General features: G+C 68.1%; 22 protein-coding genes. 8 read left to right on the top strand and 14 right to left on the bottom strand.

Annotated features, from left to right (window positions below; translation table 11 throughout):
• Positions 1 to 301: 301 nt before the first annotated feature.
• The 5 genes from BM337_RS08155 to BM337_RS20500 form a co-directional block, all read right to left on the bottom strand.
• Positions 302 to 1,279: a DUF6199 family natural product biosynthesis protein gene (locus tag BM337_RS08155; RefSeq protein ID WP_089815849.1), complete on the bottom strand. Its 978-nt coding sequence runs from the start codon at positions 1,277 to 1,279 to the stop codon at positions 302 to 304.
• Between the two features lie 82 nt (positions 1,280 to 1,361).
• Complete coding sequence (locus BM337_RS08150; protein WP_089815847.1) at positions 1,362 to 2,354, bottom strand: VOC family protein; 993 nt, start codon at positions 2,352 to 2,354, stop codon at positions 1,362 to 1,364.
• A 64-nt stretch (positions 2,355 to 2,418) separates the two neighbouring features.
• A complete protein-coding gene (locus BM337_RS08145; RefSeq protein WP_089815845.1) occupies positions 2,419 to 3,078 on the bottom strand; it encodes a cyclase family protein in 660 nt (219 codons plus the stop codon).
• A gap of 105 nt (positions 3,079 to 3,183) precedes the next feature.
• Positions 3,184 to 4,479, bottom strand: coding sequence for a glutamate dehydrogenase GdhB (gdhB, locus tag BM337_RS08140; RefSeq protein ID WP_089815842.1), 1,296 nt, complete (start codon positions 4,477 to 4,479; stop codon positions 3,184 to 3,186).
• 17 nt (positions 4,480 to 4,496) lie between these two features.
• Positions 4,497 to 4,652, bottom strand: coding sequence for a rubrerythrin-like domain-containing protein (locus BM337_RS20500; protein WP_143117662.1), 156 nt, complete (start codon positions 4,650 to 4,652; stop codon positions 4,497 to 4,499).
• A gap of 238 nt (positions 4,653 to 4,890) precedes the next feature.
• Between BM337_RS20500 and BM337_RS21055 the strand changes: the two genes are divergently transcribed.
• The 4 genes from BM337_RS21055 to BM337_RS08125 all read left to right on the top strand — a co-directional run bounded on the left by BM337_RS21055 (position 4,891) and on the right by BM337_RS08125 (position 7,011).
• Positions 4,891 to 5,055, top strand: a complete 165-nt coding sequence (locus BM337_RS21055) for a DUF7560 family zinc ribbon protein (protein ID WP_177227342.1) — start codon at positions 4,891 to 4,893, stop codon at positions 5,053 to 5,055.
• A gap of 196 nt (positions 5,056 to 5,251) precedes the next feature.
• Positions 5,252 to 5,704 carry a pyridoxamine 5'-phosphate oxidase family protein gene (locus BM337_RS08135; protein ID WP_089815840.1) on the top strand — a complete coding sequence of 151 codons (453 nt, stop codon included), beginning with the start codon at positions 5,252 to 5,254 and terminating at the stop codon, positions 5,702 to 5,704.
• A 154-nt stretch (positions 5,705 to 5,858) separates the two neighbouring features.
• Positions 5,859 to 6,503 carry a helix-turn-helix domain-containing protein gene (locus tag BM337_RS08130; RefSeq protein WP_089815838.1) on the top strand — a complete coding sequence of 215 codons (645 nt, stop codon included), beginning with the start codon at positions 5,859 to 5,861 and terminating at the stop codon, positions 6,501 to 6,503.
• Positions 6,504 to 6,609: 106 nt separating this feature from the next.
• Entirely contained in the window at positions 6,610 to 7,011 is a 402-nt protein-coding gene (locus tag BM337_RS08125; RefSeq protein WP_089815836.1) for an ArsR/SmtB family transcription factor, read from the top strand.
• A 74-nt stretch (positions 7,012 to 7,085) separates the two neighbouring features.
• On the opposite strand, the gene BM337_RS08120 is transcribed toward BM337_RS08125, so the two are convergent.
• Genes BM337_RS08120 through BM337_RS08105 form a run of 4 tightly spaced genes read right to left on the bottom strand, consistent with a single transcriptional unit; the run spans position 7,086 to position 10,337 of the window.
• Positions 7,086 to 8,042 carry an amino acid ABC transporter permease gene (locus tag BM337_RS08120; protein ID WP_089815834.1) on the bottom strand — a complete coding sequence of 319 codons (957 nt, stop codon included), beginning with the start codon at positions 8,040 to 8,042 and terminating at the stop codon, positions 7,086 to 7,088.
• Positions 8,035 to 8,787: an amino acid ABC transporter ATP-binding protein gene (locus tag BM337_RS08115; RefSeq protein WP_089815832.1), complete on the bottom strand. Its 753-nt coding sequence runs from the start codon at positions 8,785 to 8,787 to the stop codon at positions 8,035 to 8,037. The genes BM337_RS08120 and BM337_RS08115 overlap by 8 nt, the downstream gene beginning before the upstream one ends.
• The gene (locus BM337_RS08110; RefSeq protein WP_089815830.1) at positions 8,784 to 9,500 is read right to left on the bottom strand and encodes an amino acid ABC transporter permease; all 717 of its coding nucleotides are present in this window, start codon (positions 9,498 to 9,500) and stop codon (positions 8,784 to 8,786) included. Before BM337_RS08110 ends, BM337_RS08115 begins: the two co-directional genes overlap by 4 nt.
• 3 nt (positions 9,501 to 9,503) lie before the next feature.
• Positions 9,504 to 10,337, bottom strand: a complete 834-nt coding sequence (locus tag BM337_RS08105; protein WP_089815828.1) for a basic amino acid ABC transporter substrate-binding protein — start codon at positions 10,335 to 10,337, stop codon at positions 9,504 to 9,506.
• Between the two features lie 250 nt (positions 10,338 to 10,587).
• Between BM337_RS08105 and BM337_RS08100 the strand changes: the two genes are divergently transcribed.
• Positions 10,588 to 11,112 carry a DUF6789 family protein gene (locus BM337_RS08100; protein ID WP_089815826.1) on the top strand — a complete coding sequence of 175 codons (525 nt, stop codon included), beginning with the start codon at positions 10,588 to 10,590 and terminating at the stop codon, positions 11,110 to 11,112.
• A gap of 118 nt (positions 11,113 to 11,230) precedes the next feature.
• Positions 11,231 to 11,947: a creatininase family protein gene (locus tag BM337_RS08095; RefSeq protein WP_089815824.1), complete on the top strand. Its 717-nt coding sequence runs from the start codon at positions 11,231 to 11,233 to the stop codon at positions 11,945 to 11,947.
• 37 nt (positions 11,948 to 11,984) lie between these two features.
• Here the strand turns inward: BM337_RS08095 and BM337_RS08090 are convergent, their stop codons facing one another.
• Both BM337_RS08090 and BM337_RS08085 read right to left on the bottom strand, forming a co-directional pair.
• A complete protein-coding gene (locus BM337_RS08090) occupies positions 11,985 to 12,452 on the bottom strand; it encodes a DUF5790 family protein (RefSeq protein WP_089815822.1) in 468 nt (155 codons plus the stop codon).
• A gap of 144 nt (positions 12,453 to 12,596) precedes the next feature.
• Complete coding sequence (locus BM337_RS08085; RefSeq protein WP_089815820.1) at positions 12,597 to 12,944, bottom strand: dihydroneopterin aldolase family protein; 348 nt, start codon at positions 12,942 to 12,944, stop codon at positions 12,597 to 12,599.
• Positions 12,945 to 13,073: 129 nt separating this feature from the next.
• Between BM337_RS08085 and BM337_RS08080 the strand changes: the two genes are divergently transcribed.
• On the top strand, positions 13,074 to 13,520 hold the full coding sequence (locus BM337_RS08080) for a hypothetical protein (protein WP_089815818.1): 447 nt from the start codon (positions 13,074 to 13,076) through the stop codon (positions 13,518 to 13,520).
• 108 nt (positions 13,521 to 13,628) lie between these two features.
• Positions 13,629 to 14,402, top strand: a complete 774-nt coding sequence (gene azf / locus BM337_RS08075) for an NAD-dependent glucose-6-phosphate dehydrogenase Azf (RefSeq protein ID WP_089815817.1) — start codon at positions 13,629 to 13,631, stop codon at positions 14,400 to 14,402.
• A gap of 22 nt (positions 14,403 to 14,424) precedes the next feature.
• Here the strand turns inward: azf and BM337_RS08070 are convergent, their stop codons facing one another.
• The 3 genes from BM337_RS08070 to BM337_RS08060 all read right to left on the bottom strand — a co-directional run bounded on the left by BM337_RS08070 (position 14,425) and on the right by BM337_RS08060 (position 16,471).
• Positions 14,425 to 15,021: an HVO_2922 family protein gene (locus BM337_RS08070; RefSeq protein ID WP_089815815.1), complete on the bottom strand. Its 597-nt coding sequence runs from the start codon at positions 15,019 to 15,021 to the stop codon at positions 14,425 to 14,427.
• Between the two features lie 98 nt (positions 15,022 to 15,119).
• A complete protein-coding gene (locus BM337_RS08065) occupies positions 15,120 to 15,734 on the bottom strand; it encodes a DUF309 domain-containing protein (RefSeq protein ID WP_089815814.1) in 615 nt (204 codons plus the stop codon).
• Positions 15,735 to 15,796: 62 nt separating this feature from the next.
• Positions 15,797 to 16,471 carry a hypothetical protein gene (locus BM337_RS08060; protein WP_089815812.1) on the bottom strand — a complete coding sequence of 225 codons (675 nt, stop codon included), beginning with the start codon at positions 16,469 to 16,471 and terminating at the stop codon, positions 15,797 to 15,799.
• Positions 16,472 to 16,528: the final 57 nt, after the last annotated feature.

Raw genomic sequence — 16,528 nt, 5'->3', positions numbered from 1 at the left:
CTCGTCGGCCGACCCACCGAAAGACTCGGCACACCTCGTCTTTCGAGCCCACACTCGCTTCGCTCGCGTGGAAGGGGAAGGGCAGGGCTGCGGTGCGATGCGGTCCCTGGAGGACTGAAAGGGCGAGGCGGGCTCGGGGAAGCCGGGCGACGCAAGGACCACAGCCGAAGGCGAGGACCGCAGCGAGCCCCGCGACCCGAGCGCGCCGAGGGCTTTCTACGTCTTCCTGCCAATGTTCATTTCACTGTCTCAACCGAGAACCACCCGTTCCATAAACAAACACACGTGACGTACGCCGATTTCACGCGAGCGCGAGGCCGTCCAGGAAGACGAACCCGACGACCACGACGCAGAGCGCGACGAGGCGGTGGAGGCCGACGTACCACGACTGGGGTTCGACCTGTCGACTCCCGCTGAAGCCGACCAGTTCGAACTCCTTGGAGATGGAGATGTACGTGTAGGCGGCGAGCAGCCCGACGACGCCCCCGCCGAGCAGGAGGAGACCGATACCGCCCGGCGTCCCGGTCCAGCCGCCGTTCCCCAGCGCGGCCGACGCGGCCGTCGTGAGGAACGCTGCGGCCGCGAGCGGGGCGGCCAGTCCGACCTCCATCTCGAAGCCGGCGCGGGCGCCCCCGAAGACGACGAACCCGGTCCAGAGCGCCGAGAGAACCACGACGGCGGCCCAGAGCGGCCCGTCGGGGAACAGCGCGTGGACCGCCGCGGTCCCGACCTCGTTGAGGGTTCCAGGGTGCGTCCAGTCCGCGAGCGCGCGCTGGACCGCTACCGGCCGGGCGAGGTAGCGGAGGGCTCCAGGCACTGCGGCGATGGCGGCGATTCCCAGCCCGTCGCGGAACGCGGCGAACACTTCGCCGTCGCGGCCGCCGACGCTCCCCGAGCAGACGGCGAACAGCGACGCGAACAGGACCACCCACGCGGCGGGCGCGAGCGCCGCCTTCAGCACGACCGCGTCGACGGCGCTGCTCGCGGCGCCCCGGAGCGGCTCCTGTATCGTCGCCGGCGCGTCGCAGCCATCGTCGTTCACTGTGGGCATATCCGTCTCCGAATCCTCGCAGACCCACTCCGGGAGTTTCTCGGGGTTCTCGACCGTGACGCTACCGCTGACCTCGCCCGCGATGGCGTCGCCCGCGTAGGCGACCGACGCGGCGTTGAGCGCACAGAGCGACACGACGGCGACGACGGCGAGAGTGATACTCGGCGTCCACTCGCCGAGCGCGTCGCGTGGCCGGACGAGGGCGCGGAGGAACCGTTTCGGGGACATACCCGTGGCTCACCGGTGAATCGTATAAATGTCTCGTGGTCGCCACGTGGTAGCCAGGAACCGGCGATCGACCACCCAGTGCTCAGTCGTCGTCCGCTTCGACCTGCTCGGCCCGGGGGATTGTCACGTCGGCGAGGCCGGCCTCGATTTCCTCGCGCCGGGCCTCGAACTTCCCGGGCAGGACGAGGCGGCCGCCGAGGTCGTCGAGGGGTTCGTCGCTGTCGTAGCCCGGCCCGTTCGTCGCGAGTTCGAACAGCACGCCGCCGTGTTCGCGGAAGTACACCGACCGGAACCAGTGGCGGTCGATCTGCTGGGTGGGACTGAGTCCTTGCGACCGGACTGCCTTCCGCATCGACTCCTGGTCCTCGTCGGATGGCGTCTGGAAGGCGACGTGGTGGACCGTGCCGTGGCCCTGCCGACCGCCCTCGATGGTCGGGAGCACGTCGACGTAGCGACCGACGGGCCCCTCCGCGGCGAAGCGGGTTCGCTCGTCGCCCGGCGTGTCGCCCTGGGCCTGCTCGGTGCCGACCTCCTCCAGGCCCATCGTCTGGAGCAACTCCGTCGTCGGCCCGGGGTCGGCCAGCCAGAGCGTCACCGAGTGGAACCCATGGATGGCGTAGTCCTCGGGGACGAACTCGGTCCAGGGGACCGTGGGGTCGTCCTCGGGAATCTCGACTGCGACCAGTTCGACCGGGAGGCCGTCGGGGTCGCGGAACGGGAGGACCGTCTCCCCGAACCGTTCGACGCGCTCGTCGTAGTCGACGCCGTAGTCGTCGAAGCGCGCCTCCCAGTAATCGAGGCTCCCCTCGGGGACGCGGAACGCCGTCCGGGAGACCTGGCCGGAGCCGACCTTGCCGCCCGACTGGTTCTCCCAGGGGAAGAACGTCATGCTGGTCCCGGGGTTCCCCTCCGCGTCGGCGAAGAAGAAGTGGTACGTCCCGGGGTCGTCCTGGTTGATCGAGCGCTTGACCAGCCGGAGGCCCAGCGTCTCGACCCAGAAGTCGAGGTTCCGCTGCGGGTCGCCCGCGATACAGGTGACGTGGTGGATGCCCGGTGTGGGCGTGGATGCTGCCATTACTCTCCCTTGCGACTGCAGGAACTTGAGTTCGCCCTGACGCGAGTGTTACCACCGGTGCTGCTCACCCGTACCGTGCCACGGCGCGGACCGGCGACCCGTCCCCAGCCCGGAGTCTGAGCGGGAAGGCCAGCACTTCGAACCGGTCGGGGAGCCCCGACAGGTCGGTGAGGTTCTCGAAGATGAGCCGATCCGCACCGAGGAGCGCGTGGTGGGCCTGGAAGCCGTCCGGTTCGTCTTCCGCCGGTTCGTCACTACCGTCGCCCTCGCCGGTCGGCGTCGGATCCACGTTGAGCGCGTCGACGGCGACGTCGTACCCCTGTTCGACACAGAACGCGGCGGCGTCGGGCGACAGGAACGGGTGGTCAAGATACGCGTCCTCGCCCCAGTACTCGTCCCAGCCGGTGTGGACGACGAGCAGGTCCGCGTCGGTGGCGGGGAGGTCCTCGGGCCCGATGGCCGTCCGGGGAGCCAGGCCGGTGCAGTCGGCCAGGACGGCGTCGAACGCGAACCGGTCGACGTCGAGGTCGTCGATGGCCCGCCCGTCGGCCTCGGTGTGGCTCGGCGCGTCGACGTGGGTGCCAGTGTGGCTCCCCAGTTCGACCGCCGACACGCGATAGCCGTCCGCGTCGACGGTGGCGTGCGGTTCGACCGAAACGCCGGGGTCGCCGGGGAACACCGGCATGTCAGATTCGATGGGGTGAGAGAGGTCGCGCGTGTGCATATGTCTCCCCACGAGTGACCCACCCAAAACGCTGGTCGATACGTACGGCGCCGGCTGTGACGTGCTCGACAGCCCGAAAGCCCATCCGGATCCCTGCCGAAAGTTTCAGGGCCAGAGGCCGCGGCACTCGTGGGCGGCCGCGATGCGGGAGAGGGCGACGATGTACGCCGCCTCGCGCCACGTCACGTCGCGTTCCTCGACCTCGCTCCGGACGGCGTCCCAGGCGGCGATCATCTCGGCTTCGAGCTCCTCGTTGACCCGGTCACGCGACCACGAGCGACGGTTGATGTCCTGGAGCCACTCGAAGTAACTCACCGTCACGCCGCCCGCGTTGGCGAGGATGTCGGGTACGACCGTGATCTCCCGCTCGGTCAGGATGGAGTCGGCGACGAACGTCGTCGGGCCGTTGGCGCCCTCGACGACCATGTCGGCACGGACGTCCCGTGCGTTGTCCTCGGTGATGACGTTCCCGATGGCGGCCGGGACGAGGAGGTCGACGTCGAGTTCCAGGATCTCCCCGCTGCCGATGGTCTCGTCGGCGTATTTCGTGACGGCCTCCGGCTCCTCGTCGTGGGACGGGATGGCGTGGGTGTCGAGGCCGTCGGGGTCGTAGGCGGCGCCGTTGACGTCGCTTACGGCGACGACGGTGGCGCCCCACTCGTCGAGCAGGCGGGCGGCGTTGGCGCCGACGCTGCCGAAGCCCTGGACGGCGACGGTCGTGTCCTCGATGGGGTAGTCGGAGTACGCCAGCAACTCCCGGCTGACGATGGCGACGCTCCGGCCGGGCGCCTCTTCGCGTCCCTTGCTCCCGCCGATGACGGGCGGCTTCCCGGTGACGACGCCGGGGATGGTCTCGGCCTCCTGGACGCTGTAGGCGTCCATGATCCACGCCATCGTCTGGGCGTCGGTGCCCATGTCCGGCGCCGGGATGTCGGTCATCGGCCCGATGACGTTGCGGATTTCGTTGGTGAACCGGCGAGTCAGACGCTCCGTCTCGTCGTCGCTCAGCTCCTTCGGGTTGACGACGACGCCGCCCTTCGCGCCACCGAAGGGGATGTCGACGACGGCGCACTTCCAGGTCATCCACATCGCCAGGCCGATGCACTCCTCGCGGCCGACATGGGGGTGATAGCGGAGCCCGCCCTTGTAGGGACCGCGGACGCTGTCGTGCTGGGCGCGAAACGCCTGTAGCATCTCGACGGTGCCGTCGTCGCGTTTCAGCGGGACAGTCACCTCGTGGACCGCGGCGGGGTAGGTGAGCCGTTCGACGATGTTCGGGTCGACGTCGACGTGGGAGGCGGCCTGTTTGAGCTGGTGGCGGGCGGTGTCGAGGGCGGTCTCCGGGGGCGATTCTACGGCGGGGGCAGCACCGTCTCCTGTCGCTGTGGACTCTCCCGACATTGTGGAAGAAAGAGTGGTTATTCGAGCGACTTCGCCCGGTTCTGGAAGTCGCCGCCGCACTTCGAGCACGTCCCCGGGTGGGTCTGGGCTTCGACGATATTTCCGCACTGCAGGCATTCGTACTTCGACGAGTAGTTCGAGGTGTCGCCTTCGATGTCTTGCCCGTGGGGCATAGTTCACTCTCGAGTCCCCAGGGGTAAATATTAATCGTAATAGTAATAATAGGCCATATTAGGAAGGCGCCGGCATCTCGGCCAGCGACGTGCCCCAACACGAACAGCGTCCGCTGGCTCGTTCGCGCTGACAGGCTGTCAGGAACGTGCGGCAGCACAGTAACCGGTCCGAGCACTCCCGGGGTCTGGGAAACAGTGGGGTTTCATTTACCCGTGGAGGACATAGCCCTACCTAGAGATGAGCGCCAGTGAAGAGTACGTCTTCGTGTGCCCGGACTGCGAGGAGTCCATGGAGGTAAACCCCTCCATGCGGGACGCGCTCGTCGCGAACGGCTGTGTGGTCTGTAGTGCACCGGTCTCCACCGACGCGTTCACACGTGTGGAACCGTCGGCCGACCAGTGACGAGGCCTCCCTCCCCGACTGGTTCGTGACGAGGCCCCTCTCCCCGACTGGTTCGTGACGAGGCCGTCCCTGTTCCGGGCCAGCCCCGCCGGACGACGTCGAGCCGGTCGCGTCGGCCGTTTTCTCCCGCTTCCCAGTGGACCCGGCAGATATAGGCAACCATAAAGTTCCGACGTACATAGCCGACGTACCGACAATGGGTCTGGAGCAAGAGACGGAGATGACGCGGGAGGAGACGGACGCCCTTCTGAGCCGTCACGAGACCGGTGTGCTGTCGCTCGCCAGCGACGACGACCCCTACGCGATCCCGATTTCCTACGGCTACGACGCCGACGAGCGGCAGTTCTACATGCGACTCGTCTCGACTCCGGACAGCAAGAAACGCGAGTTCCTCTCCGGGTCGCCGACCGTCCGTCTCGTCGTCTACGAGGAGGCGGGGCGGACGTACCGGAGCGTGGTGGTCAGCGGCGTTCTCGACCCGATCGCTCGCGACGAGATAACGCCCGAACACGTCGAACAGTACGGCGACGCGAAGCGACCGCTGTTCGAGATCTGGGGCGACGCCAGGAAGGACCTCGACATCCAGCTCTACGTCCTCCGGCCCGAGACGATCAGCGGTCGCCGGATCGAACTCGACCGCGACCAGTGACGCGCGACCGGTGACGCCCAGGTGAGCGTGCCCGCCGGGCCACCCGCTCCCCGACTCGGCCACTCACCGACTCGGCCACTCACCGACTCGGCCACTCACCGACTCAGCCACAGACCCGCAGACTGAAGTGACGACGCCGGATACCAACGGACGAATGCCAGCCGGGATTCGCGTGACCGTCGCGTTCGAGACGCCGTCCGCGTGCCCCATCGCCGACCTGTCGGCGGCCGCCGGCACCGTCATCAAGGACGTGTCCACGACCGCCGGGCCGGCCACTGCCGAGGGGGCGTTCACCGAGTTTCTCGTCGCCGGCGACGCGGTACCGGACGACTACGACCACGATCCCGTCTTCGCCTACGCCGACCGCCACCTCTACCGAATTCCCCACGACACGGACTGTCCCTGCGGCTGTCTCGGTGAGTACGGGGTGCCCGTCTCCCGCTACTTCGCCAGTGACGGGGAACTCGAACTCGTCTTTCACGCCCCCGACTTCGACCGGCTCCAGACCATCGTCGGCGAGTTCCGCGACCGCTTTCCGGCCGTCGACATCCAGCGTCTCGTCCGGGCGCCCACCGGCGGCACCGCTCGCGACACCGTGTTCGTCGACCGGGCGAAACTCACCGATCGACAGCTGGAGGTGCTCCGGACCGCCTACGAGATGGGCTACTTCGAGCGACCGCGGGCCGCCAACGCCACCGACGTCGCCGCGGAGTTCGACGTCACCCCCTCGACCGTCACCGAACACCTGCTCGCCGCCCAGTCCAAACTCTTGCAGGACGTCCTCGAAGCGGGGTCCTGACGGCGCCGGTTCCCCGCCACCGCCAACGGCAAATTGCCACCCCCATATAAACCACCCACGATAGCTGGGCTATCGAACCCTGTGTCCCGGCCGCCTTCCTCGATACATGAGCCAGTCGCAGCTAGTTGGAATCGAGGCGAGCCGGGACCAGACCGAAACCACCGCGCTGACCGAGGACGCCGAGATCGGGTCGCTCCTCGAAGCGCTGGAGGACGGAGACTGCCGAACGATCCTGGCGGCGACCAGCGACGGCGCGCTGACCGTCACCGAGATCGTCGACGACCACGACATCGCGCAATCGACTGCCTACCGGAAGGTCGAGCTGCTCGTCGACGCCGGCCTCCTCGAAGAGGAACTTCGCTTCCGTGGGTCCGGGAGTCACGTGCGCACGTACACCTGCCGCGTCGTCGACGTCGCCCTCTCGGTTGACGGGGAGACGGGCGTCGAACTCTCTCTCACTCGTACCGCGAACGACGACCCCTTTTCGACCCCCGTTCCCCGGTACTGAGGCCGCTCGCTTCGATAGCGCGAGGGTTCGATAGCGTGAGTTCGGGTACGACGGTCACCGTCGAGAGGCGGAGCCTATCGACTCCCGGTCCCGCTGACGCCGGGGACCGAGACGACGTCGCCGACGTACTCCATCAGGGTGGTGGCCGTGACGACGAGGGCGAGGTAGAGCAGGCCGGAGAGGACGAACAGCGCCGTGTAGCGGTAGTTCGTCGAAGCGATGCCCTGGGCCGCCTGGAACAGTTCGGGCACCGTGATGAACGCCGCGAGCGAGGAGTACTTGATGAGGTAGACGAGCTCGTTCGTCCAGCCGGGGATGGCGTACCGGAGCGCCTGCGGGAAGACGACGAACCGGATCCCCTGGATCCGGGAGAGACCGACCGAGCGGGCGGCCAGGAGCTGTCCGGGGTCGACGCTCTCGACGGCGCCGCGGATGTACTCGGCCTGGTAGGCCGCGCTGTTGAGTGTGAACCCGAGGATAGCGACGAAGACCGCCTGTCCCGGGACGAACCCGGCGCCGACCAACGGAAGCTCGCGGAAGAACGCGGGCAGCCACGGGAGCCCGTAGTAGAGGACGAACAGCTGGGCGAGCAGTGGCGTCCCACGGAACAGTTCCACGTAGCCCAGCGCCAGCCACGCACTGAGGCGGCCGTAGACGCGCGCGCCGGCGAGCGGGACGGCGATGAAGAACCCCAGAACGGTGGCGACGCCGGTCAGGACGATGGTCAGCCAGAAGGCGTCCACGAGCGCCGGCAGGAACTCGACGGCGAAGGCGACCGACCGGAGCGCGCCGGCGACGAACGGGACGACGTCCGGGACGGCGTTCGCGAGGCCCGTGAACAGCGACGGCGGGACGAACGGCTGCTGGCGTGGGACGACGAGGCCGCCCGCCCAGTCGTTGAGCCACCGGAGGACGACCCAGGCCCAGAACGCGACGCCGACGACGAACTTCGCGAGCGAGCGCCGGCTCCGCGTCCCGACGCGCAGGCGAGCCCGGTCGGCCATCGAACCGCCCGCCGTCGATTCAGCCATCGTCCCCGTGGAGGCTGGTCAGGCGTTCGAGGAACTGGCCGGTGCGTTCGCGTTCAGGGTCCTCGAACAGTTTGTCGGGCGGCCCGTGTTCGACGATGGTGCCGCCGTCGAGGAACATGATGTCCGTCGCTGCCTGCCGGGCGAACCCCATCTCGTGGGTGACACACAGCATCGTCATCCCCTCGTCGGCGAGGTCGCGCATGACGCCCAGCACCTCGCCGATGAGTTCCGGGTCGAGCGCCGACGTCGGCTCGTCGAACAGCAACAGCTTCGGGTCCATCGCGAGCGCGCGGGCGATGCCGACCCGTTGCTGCTGGCCCCCGGACAGTTCCGCGGGATAGGAATCTGCCTGGTCGGCGAGGCCGACCTGTTCGAGCTGGGCCATCGCGCGCGAGTCGGCCTCCTCCTTCGACAGCCCGAGCACCTGCCGGAGGCCCAGCGTGACGTTCCCCTTCGCCGTGCGGTGGGCGAACAGATTGAAGTCCTGGAACACCATCCCGACCTGCCGGCGCAGGTCGTTCTCGTCCATCTCGCTGGTGGGCGTCCCGTCGAGGACGATTTCGCCCTGCTCGTAGTCGGTGAGGCGGTTGACACACCGCAGGAGCGTCGACTTCCCGGATCCGGAGGGGCCGATGAGCACCTGGACGTCCTGTGGCGCCATCTCGAAGGAGACGCCCTTCAGCACCTCCTCGTCGCCAAAGCGCTTGTGGAGGTCCGTGACCCGGAGCAGGGCGTCGTCGCTCATCCGCGTTCACCTCCCGGGATCGCGACGGCGTCGTTGAGCGCTTCGAGCGCCCGGTTCGCCGAGAACGTGAGGACGAAGTAGAGGCCGCTGACGAAGAGGATGACCTCGAAGATGGCCGTCGTGTGGCCGATGGACTGGAAGAGGTCGTAGCTGTTCGTCAGCAGTTCGGCGAGCCCGATAGCGAAGGCGATCGACGTGTCTTTGAGCACGATGGTGACCTCGTTCTGGAAGCCCGGGACGCTCCGCCGGAGCGCCTGCGGGAGTACGACGTGCCGGATGGACTGGAGCTTCGAGAGGCCGACGGCGCGGGCGGCCTCCATCTGGCCCCGGTCCACGCTCTCGATGGCGCCCCGGAAGATCTGGGCCTGGTAGGCGGCGCTACGGAACCCGAGCGAGACCGTCGCCGCGAGGAACGCCGGCGAGATGCCGGCGGCGAAGTACGCGAGCATGATGATGACGACGATGGGGGTGCCGCGGAGGACGACGCCCGCGTTCCGGACGAGACCGGACGCCCAGCGGACCGGGCGACTGTCGGACCGGTGGCCGTACACCTCGACGACGCCGGCCGGGAGCCCCGCGGCGAAGCCGACGAGGAGGCTGACGACCGTCAGCTCTATCGTGACCGCCAGCCCGTCACCGAGGTAACACGCGTTCTCCAGCACGTACTGCCAGTCCGCGGAGAGTCCGCCCGGGACCGGTACTGGGCACGGCATCGATCACTCGTCCGACGAGCCGAACCACTCGTTGCGGATCTCCTCGTACTCGCCGGAGTCCCGGACGGCCGAGAGCCCCTCGTTCAGCGCCGACTGGAGCTCGCTGTCGCCCTCGCGGACGCCGAACCCGTAGCGCTCGCCGGTCTCCTCGACGAACGCGATCTCGACCGGGCGCTGGTCTGCGAACGTCCGCGCGACGGGGACGTCCAGGACGACGGCGTCGATGTTGCCGTTCTGGAGGTCCTGCACCGCGAACACGTAGCTGTCGTAGGTGTTGTAGTTCGCGCTCTCGACGTTCTCCTTGGCGATGGTCTCGCCGGTGGTCCCCGACTGGGCGCCGACCATGTTGCCGGCGAGGTCGCCGAGTTCGCTCGGGTTGAACTCGCCGTCGGCGCGGACGAGGACGGCCTGGTCCGCGTTGTAGTACGGGTCGCTGAAGTCGATGGTCTCGTCGCGCTCGTCGTTGATGGTCATCGCCGCCGCGATGACGTCGATGTTGTTCCCCGTGAGCGCCGGCGTGAGCGAGTCGAAGTCGAACTCCTGCCACTCGCCGAGTTCGTACCCCTCGGCCGCCGCGACGACCGCCGACAGGAGGTCGACGTCGAACCCGACGAGTTCGCCGCCCTCTTTCATCTCGAACGGTGGGAAGCCCGGCGCCGTCCCCGGCGTGACAGTCGTGACGGCCTCGGTGGCCGTCTCGGATTCCGCCGGCGACCCGGCCTCTGTCTCGTCGTCCGTCTCCGTCGCCTCGTCGCCGCCACCGTCGCCGGTACAACCCGCGACTGAGAGTGCCACTGCGGTACCGCCGACAGACTTGATGTACGAACGTCGGTCCATACACAGCCTCGGGCCAGCAAATCCTTAAACCCCTGTTCATTCCGGCGCCCAGCTACGAAACGTTTGTAATCGATCAATGGGTAAAAGGAACACAACGTCTCACTCCTGGACAGATTACCCCGGTATTTCGTCACTCGTCCCAGATAGAGAACAGACGGTACGTTCACAGTTCCCGTCCGGACCGCTCTCTAATCCGGCCCATCGGCCGCTCGCGGGAACCTTTTTATCCACTGCCACGTTACAACGACCCATGGTAGACAATACTTCGCACGTCGACGACCCGTCCCACGTCGACGACGTCACCGAGGACGACCAGGAGTTCGACACGCTGATCGGCATCCTCGGCGACGGCATCGTCGGGGCCGCGGGCGGCCTCGCCGGGACTGCCGCGCTCACCGTGGGGCTGTTGATCGCCGCGTCCATCGGGGCCTTCGACACCGACTCCTTCGCCCTCCTGACGCGCATGATCGGCCTCGAGGGATACGTCCCGGGGGTGCTGTTCGGCTTCTTCCTCTTCCTGCTCGGCGGGATGATCCCCTGGCCGCTCCTGTTCGCCTCGCTCAAGGAGTACCTCCCCGGGGAGTCGGACCCGGTCAAGGGCGCCTTCTTCGGCGCCGCCATCTGGACCGGGTTCGTGCTCGCGTTCTACACCGGCCAGTCCGGGCTCACGCTCGTGGCGTACGTGATCCTGACGTTCCTCGCCCACGTCTTCTACGGGCTCAGCCTCGGCGCCGTCTTCAACTACTTCATGACGCGCCCGGACTCCATCGTCTGAGTTCCAGACCACTCCCGTCCGCGTCCTCGCATCGCCAGCGGGAACGAACACGGCTGTTCGGCCCAGTGGCGCCCGAGCGTCCGATACCCTTGTAGCCCCGGGCGACAATTTCCCCGCCATGCACCTCTCGGAGGCCACGTGGACCGACGCCGCGTCGGTCGACACCGACCTCGCCATCTTGCCGGTCGGCAGCACCGAACAGCACGGCCCCCACGCGCCGCTGGGAACCGACGCCCTCACCGCCGCGGCCGTCGCGGACGCCGGTGCAACGGCCTTCGACGGCGAGGTCGTCGTCGCGCCGACCATTCCGGTGGGCGTCGCCGAGGAACACCGTCGCTTCGCCGGGACGCTGTGGGTCTCCCCGGACACCTTCCGCGCGAACGTACGCGAGACGGTCCAGAGCCTGGCCCATCACGGCTGGGACCGCGTCGTGGTCGTCAACGGCCACGGCGGCAACGTCGATCCACTGCGGGAGGTCTGCGCTACCATCTCGCGCACCGACGACGCGTACGCCGTCCCCTTCACCTGGTTCGATTCGGTCGACGCACCGGACATGGGCCACGGCGGCCCGGAGGAGACCAGCCTGGTCCAGCACCTCGACGCCGACCTCGTCCGCGAAGACCGTCTCGACGAGGCGGCCGAGGGCGCAGCCGACGGCTGGGGCGAGTGGGTGTCCGGCGTCAACCTGGCCTACGACAGCGACGAGTTCAGCGAGAACGGGACCGTCGGCGACCCGCGCGAGGCGAGCGCCGAGCGGGGCGAACGGCTACTGGACGACGCGAGCGAGGCACTGGCGGCCCTGCTCGCGGCCGTGCGAGACCGGGACCTGTCCTGACGATCTGCGTTCGGGGAATCGACCCGCCGACTGCCGTCTACGCCTCCGCTTCCGCTTCGGCGTCCGCGTCGGCGTCGACGTCCGCCTCTTCGTCCTCTGTGGCCTCCTCGCTCTCGGCCTCGAACTCCTCGAGCTGGCTCCGGAGCTGCGGGACGGTGCTGGCGAGGTCGCCGACCTGTTCCTTCGCGTCCTCGACGTCCGAAATCAGGTCGCCGACGGTCTCTATCTCCTCGGCGAGGTCGTCGGCGTCCTCGAAGGCGTCGGCGCGCTCGCCCATGGTGTACCACTTCTTCGCGTCGCGGAGTTCGTCCTCGGCGTCGCCGACGTCGAACGCCGAGCGCAGGGCGTTGAGCACGCCGAGGGTGTTGTCCGCCTCGACGTCCCAGACGTCGTCTGCCGCCGGGAGGGACTCCCGGGCCGATTCCAGCGACGACTCCACGTCCTCGCGGATCTCGCTGGCCGCTTCGCCGAACAGTTCGTCGTCGTCCAGTGTGGACTGACTCATGACTAGCGGTTCGCACGGTGAGGGATTAAAAGCCCGCCTGAAAGTGAAAGTGTAATCGCCGGACGTGAGAGTTCTCTCTGCGAGTTTTTCGAAAGCGAGGCCGTGGGTTCCGTGAGGGATCGGTCACGCTGCACGGTGGCTGGCCTACTCCCGGACGTCCTCGATGGCCATCAGTGGGTAGTCGCCGTCCATCCGCATCGCCGTCTCGACGGTGACGCCCTCGTACTCGACGACGACGTCGACGTCGGCGAACTCGCCGGTAAACTCCACGTAGTCGGCGTCACCCGCGTCGATGGCAGCCCGCAACGCCTCCTCGCGGATGCTCACCTGAACCTCCTCGCAGTGGGGCTGGTTCTCGATGGCCTCCTCTATCGCACGCGCGAGCGAGTCGGCGCTCTCGGGGCTCACCGGCGTCCCCGCAAACTGGTGGTACAGCGAGCCGAACTTGATCCCCGCCTCGAAACAGGCGACCTGGTCGTCCGTCGGGTCCATGCGAAGGGGGGTCGGTCGGTGGGGAGGAAAGGGTGTCGGGCCAGCTTCGACGGCGGTGAAACTTCCGCTGCGAGAGCCGCGTTTGTCCCGAGGGTAACAACTATTGGCGAAGCATCGGATTCGGTGAACATGTCAATACGACCGTTCTTCGAACGACCGTGGGTGTTCTGGAGTGGCGTCGCACTCGCTCCCGTCGTGGCCTCGTTCGCCGCGACGGTGCTCGTTCGCAGACGCGTTCGCGGTCGAAGCAGCGTCGTCGGAGATCCGATAGCACACGTCGCCGTCGTGTTCGCGCTGTACGTGGCCATGGCTGCGGCCGGTGGCGCGATACTCTCGAGCGTCCGTGGCATCCCGGGCGGACTGGGGTTCCTGGGTAGCTTTGCTTTCCTGCTCGGCGTGTACGCCGTCCCGCTCGGCGCCGGCATCGCCCTGTATCGACGGTACCTTGCTGCGTGGCTCGGCGGAACCGGGGAGGGAACTGTCACCCGGCCAGTGCTCACCGAGGCGAGCGCTGTGTTCCTGCTCGCCCACGCGTCGATGTTCCTGCTCGCCGCCGTGGCGTACGTCGTCGCCTAGATTCGACCGTCCAACGGAAACAGACCGCCAGTCGTCGTCACGTCGATCCCCGTTCCACATAATCGAAATCGCAAGCTACGTATCGTGGGTTCCCCAGTATCCACTCGAATGGACGACCCAGTCTTGCTCACGGGGGCTGGCGGCGGCGTGGGGGAGGCCATCCTGGAGGGGATCGGCGACGCCTACGAGTGGAAGCTCATGTTCCACAGCCCGCCCGTCGAGGAGCCCGACCACGAGTACCTGGTCGGCGACGTGACGGACGAGGAAGACGTCGCGACGGCGGTCGCCGGGGTCGGCGCAGTCATCCACCTCGCGGGGGATCCGCGGAAGACGGCCCCGTGGAACTCCGTGCTGTCGAACAACATCGACGGGACCCAGAAGATGTACGAGGCCGCCGTCGAGGAAGGCGTCGAGAAGTTCGTCTACGCCTCCTCGAACCACGCCGTCGGCGCCTTCGAGACCGAGCAGCGCACGCCCGAGATGTACCGCAGCGACGACGACTTCCTCCTCGACGGGACGGAGCTACCCCGGCCCGGGAACCTCTACGGCGTCTCCAAGGCCACCGGCGAGATTCTCGGCCGGTACTACCACGACGAGCACGGCATCGAGGTCTGCAATATCCGCATCGGTAACCTCACGCGCAACCACCCACCGATCGACTACGAGCGCGGCCAGGCGATGTGGCTCTCCTACCGCGACTGCGCCCACATCCACGAGTGCGCGCTGGAGGCCGACTACGAGTTCGAGATCGTCTACGGCATCTCCGACAACGACCGCAAGTACTACTCACTCGAACGCGCGAAGGAGGCGCTGGGCTACAACCCACAGGACAACTCCGCGCACTTCGAGGGCGAGGAACGGGTCGTCGAACCCGACGCCTGAGCACCCACCGCTACGAGCGGCGCTAGTCCCCCGACTGTTCTTCGACCACTGCGAGCGGCGCGTTGCTCTTCACGCTCTCGAGTCCGTTGATAGCGCCGGCCTTGCGGTCGTACCCCTCGCCGCTGTCGGCGATGACGTTCCCGTTGCGGTGGCGGAGTCGCCAGCGCCACTCGTCGGCGGCGTCGCGGAACAGTTCGAACGTGGCCTTGCTCGCAGGGTCGTCGGCCGGCGCACCCGAATCTGTCGCCGGGCCGACGAGGTCGGCGGCGGATTCGACCGGTTCGGTCCCGTCGGGAGCGGACGCCGCGCTGTCGGCGGTCGCTTCCGCGGCGTCGGAGGCGGCTTCGGCCGCGTCGGCAGCTGAGTCTGCCTCGTCGGCCGGTTCCCTGATGGCCCCGTCGTCGGTCTGCCACTCCAGTTCGGCCTCCAGTTCCACAGTGCCCTGGAACTGTTCGAGTTCGGCGATGAACGTCAGGTCGTCGGGGATGTCGACGGCCACGGGGCCCGCGTCGGCAACGATCGAGACCGACCCGGCGGCCACGCCGTCGGCCAGCTGTCTGAGCGCCGTCGCCGCGTCCTCGCGTGAAACCGCCCGTTCGGCTTCGTACTCCTGAGACATAGACACCGGGTGTACTCGCCCGGTGGATAAAGTGCTGTCCTCGGTGTAGTTCGCTGGACGATCGGTCAGCTCCCGGTGAGCGCGGCAGGCCCGCAGCGCTAGTCGAACAGCCCCTCGACGTCGGCCTCCCTGCTGCGCTCGCGCTGGACGTGCTCGGCGAGTCGCTGGAAGACGACCCCCCGTTTGTCCGGGTCGCGGACGAACGAGAACACCAGGCCGGTGTACGTTCCGCTGGTCCCGGCGTCGACCTCCTCGCGGGCGTACTCGATGGCCCGCTCCATCGCCGTCTCGTCGTAACCGTCCGCCTCGGCGAGGACCGCCGCGGCGACGGCGGTCGACTCGAAGTCCAGGTCGTCGTAGCCCAACGACTCCCCGTCGTAGGTCAGCAGCGGCGGGCCGACGCGTTCGAGGTGTTCGGGATCGGCGGCCGTCCGCGCGAGGAACTCTCGGACCGAATCGAGGTCGATACCCCGATACTCCGCGGGCAGGTCGGCGAGGTACTCGCCGGCGCTCTCGGCAAGGCCGACGGCGCCCGACCAGTTGCGATCCCGGGCGTGGTGGACGACGGCGGTAAACTGGATGAGGCCGTGGAGCAGGCGCTCGTCGTCTGTCCCGGACTCCAGGTCGAGCCAGTAGTCCTCCCACGCGTCGTGGGCGACGTGGTACCGGCCCTCGTCGTAGATGGCCACACCGGCACGCAGGTGGGCGCGCATACCATCCAGTTCGGCGGGCGCCGGGAAAACTGCTGCGAGCCAGGGATACCTCCGCGGCCCGGTCAGCCGTGGCGCGAGAACGACACGCCGACGAGGTGCTCGACGAACAGCGCCGCGGCGAGCGCCGCCAGCCCCACGAGTCCCGGGTCGATGGTCGTGAGGTCGACGGGCACCTGCTCCCCGAACGCCGCCTCCGCGTCGGTCAGTAACTCGGCGACGAACGCCTCGTGCAGAGTGAACAGCAGCCACAGCGTCGCGCCGCCGGCCTGGACGAGGCTGGCCCCCAGCGCGTCGAAGTCGACCAGCGTCGCGACGAGCGACTCCCCCCGGAGGACGTTGTCCGCGACGGTGTGCTGGGGCACGAGCACCAGCGCGAACGCGGCGCCAGCGGCGGCGATACCGGCGAGCCCGTCGACGCGACTGGCGACCAGGAGCCACAGCGCCCACGCCGCGACCTCGAACAGCACGACCGCGATCGCTCGCAGCCCGGGAAACGACGCCGCCGACCCGTTGACGGCGAGGTCGGTCCCGAAGAACGCGACGACCAGCCCACCGGCCAGTACGGCGAACGCGAACCCCGTCGCCAGCGAGAGGGTCGGCGAGGTCCACACGAGGACGAGCCAGACCCCCAGGACGAGCGTCTCGACGAGGGCGACGGCTGCGACGAGGAGCAACCGGAGCCAGACCGTCGCGACGTCGCGTGACGCCGAACTACCCGTGCGTTCTGGCGTCGCCATGGGAGATGGTCAGCTGAATACCCAGTAGTTATGCGCTACGTACCAGGCGCCAGGGCA

Origin of the sequence: Halomicrobium zhouii (assembly GCF_900114435.1) — an archaeon.
GTDB lineage: Archaea > Halobacteriota > Halobacteria > Halobacteriales > Haloarculaceae > Halomicrobium > Halomicrobium zhouii.
Note: the sequence above shows the minus strand (reverse complement) of the source record. Positions and strands in the feature narration are given on the sequence as shown.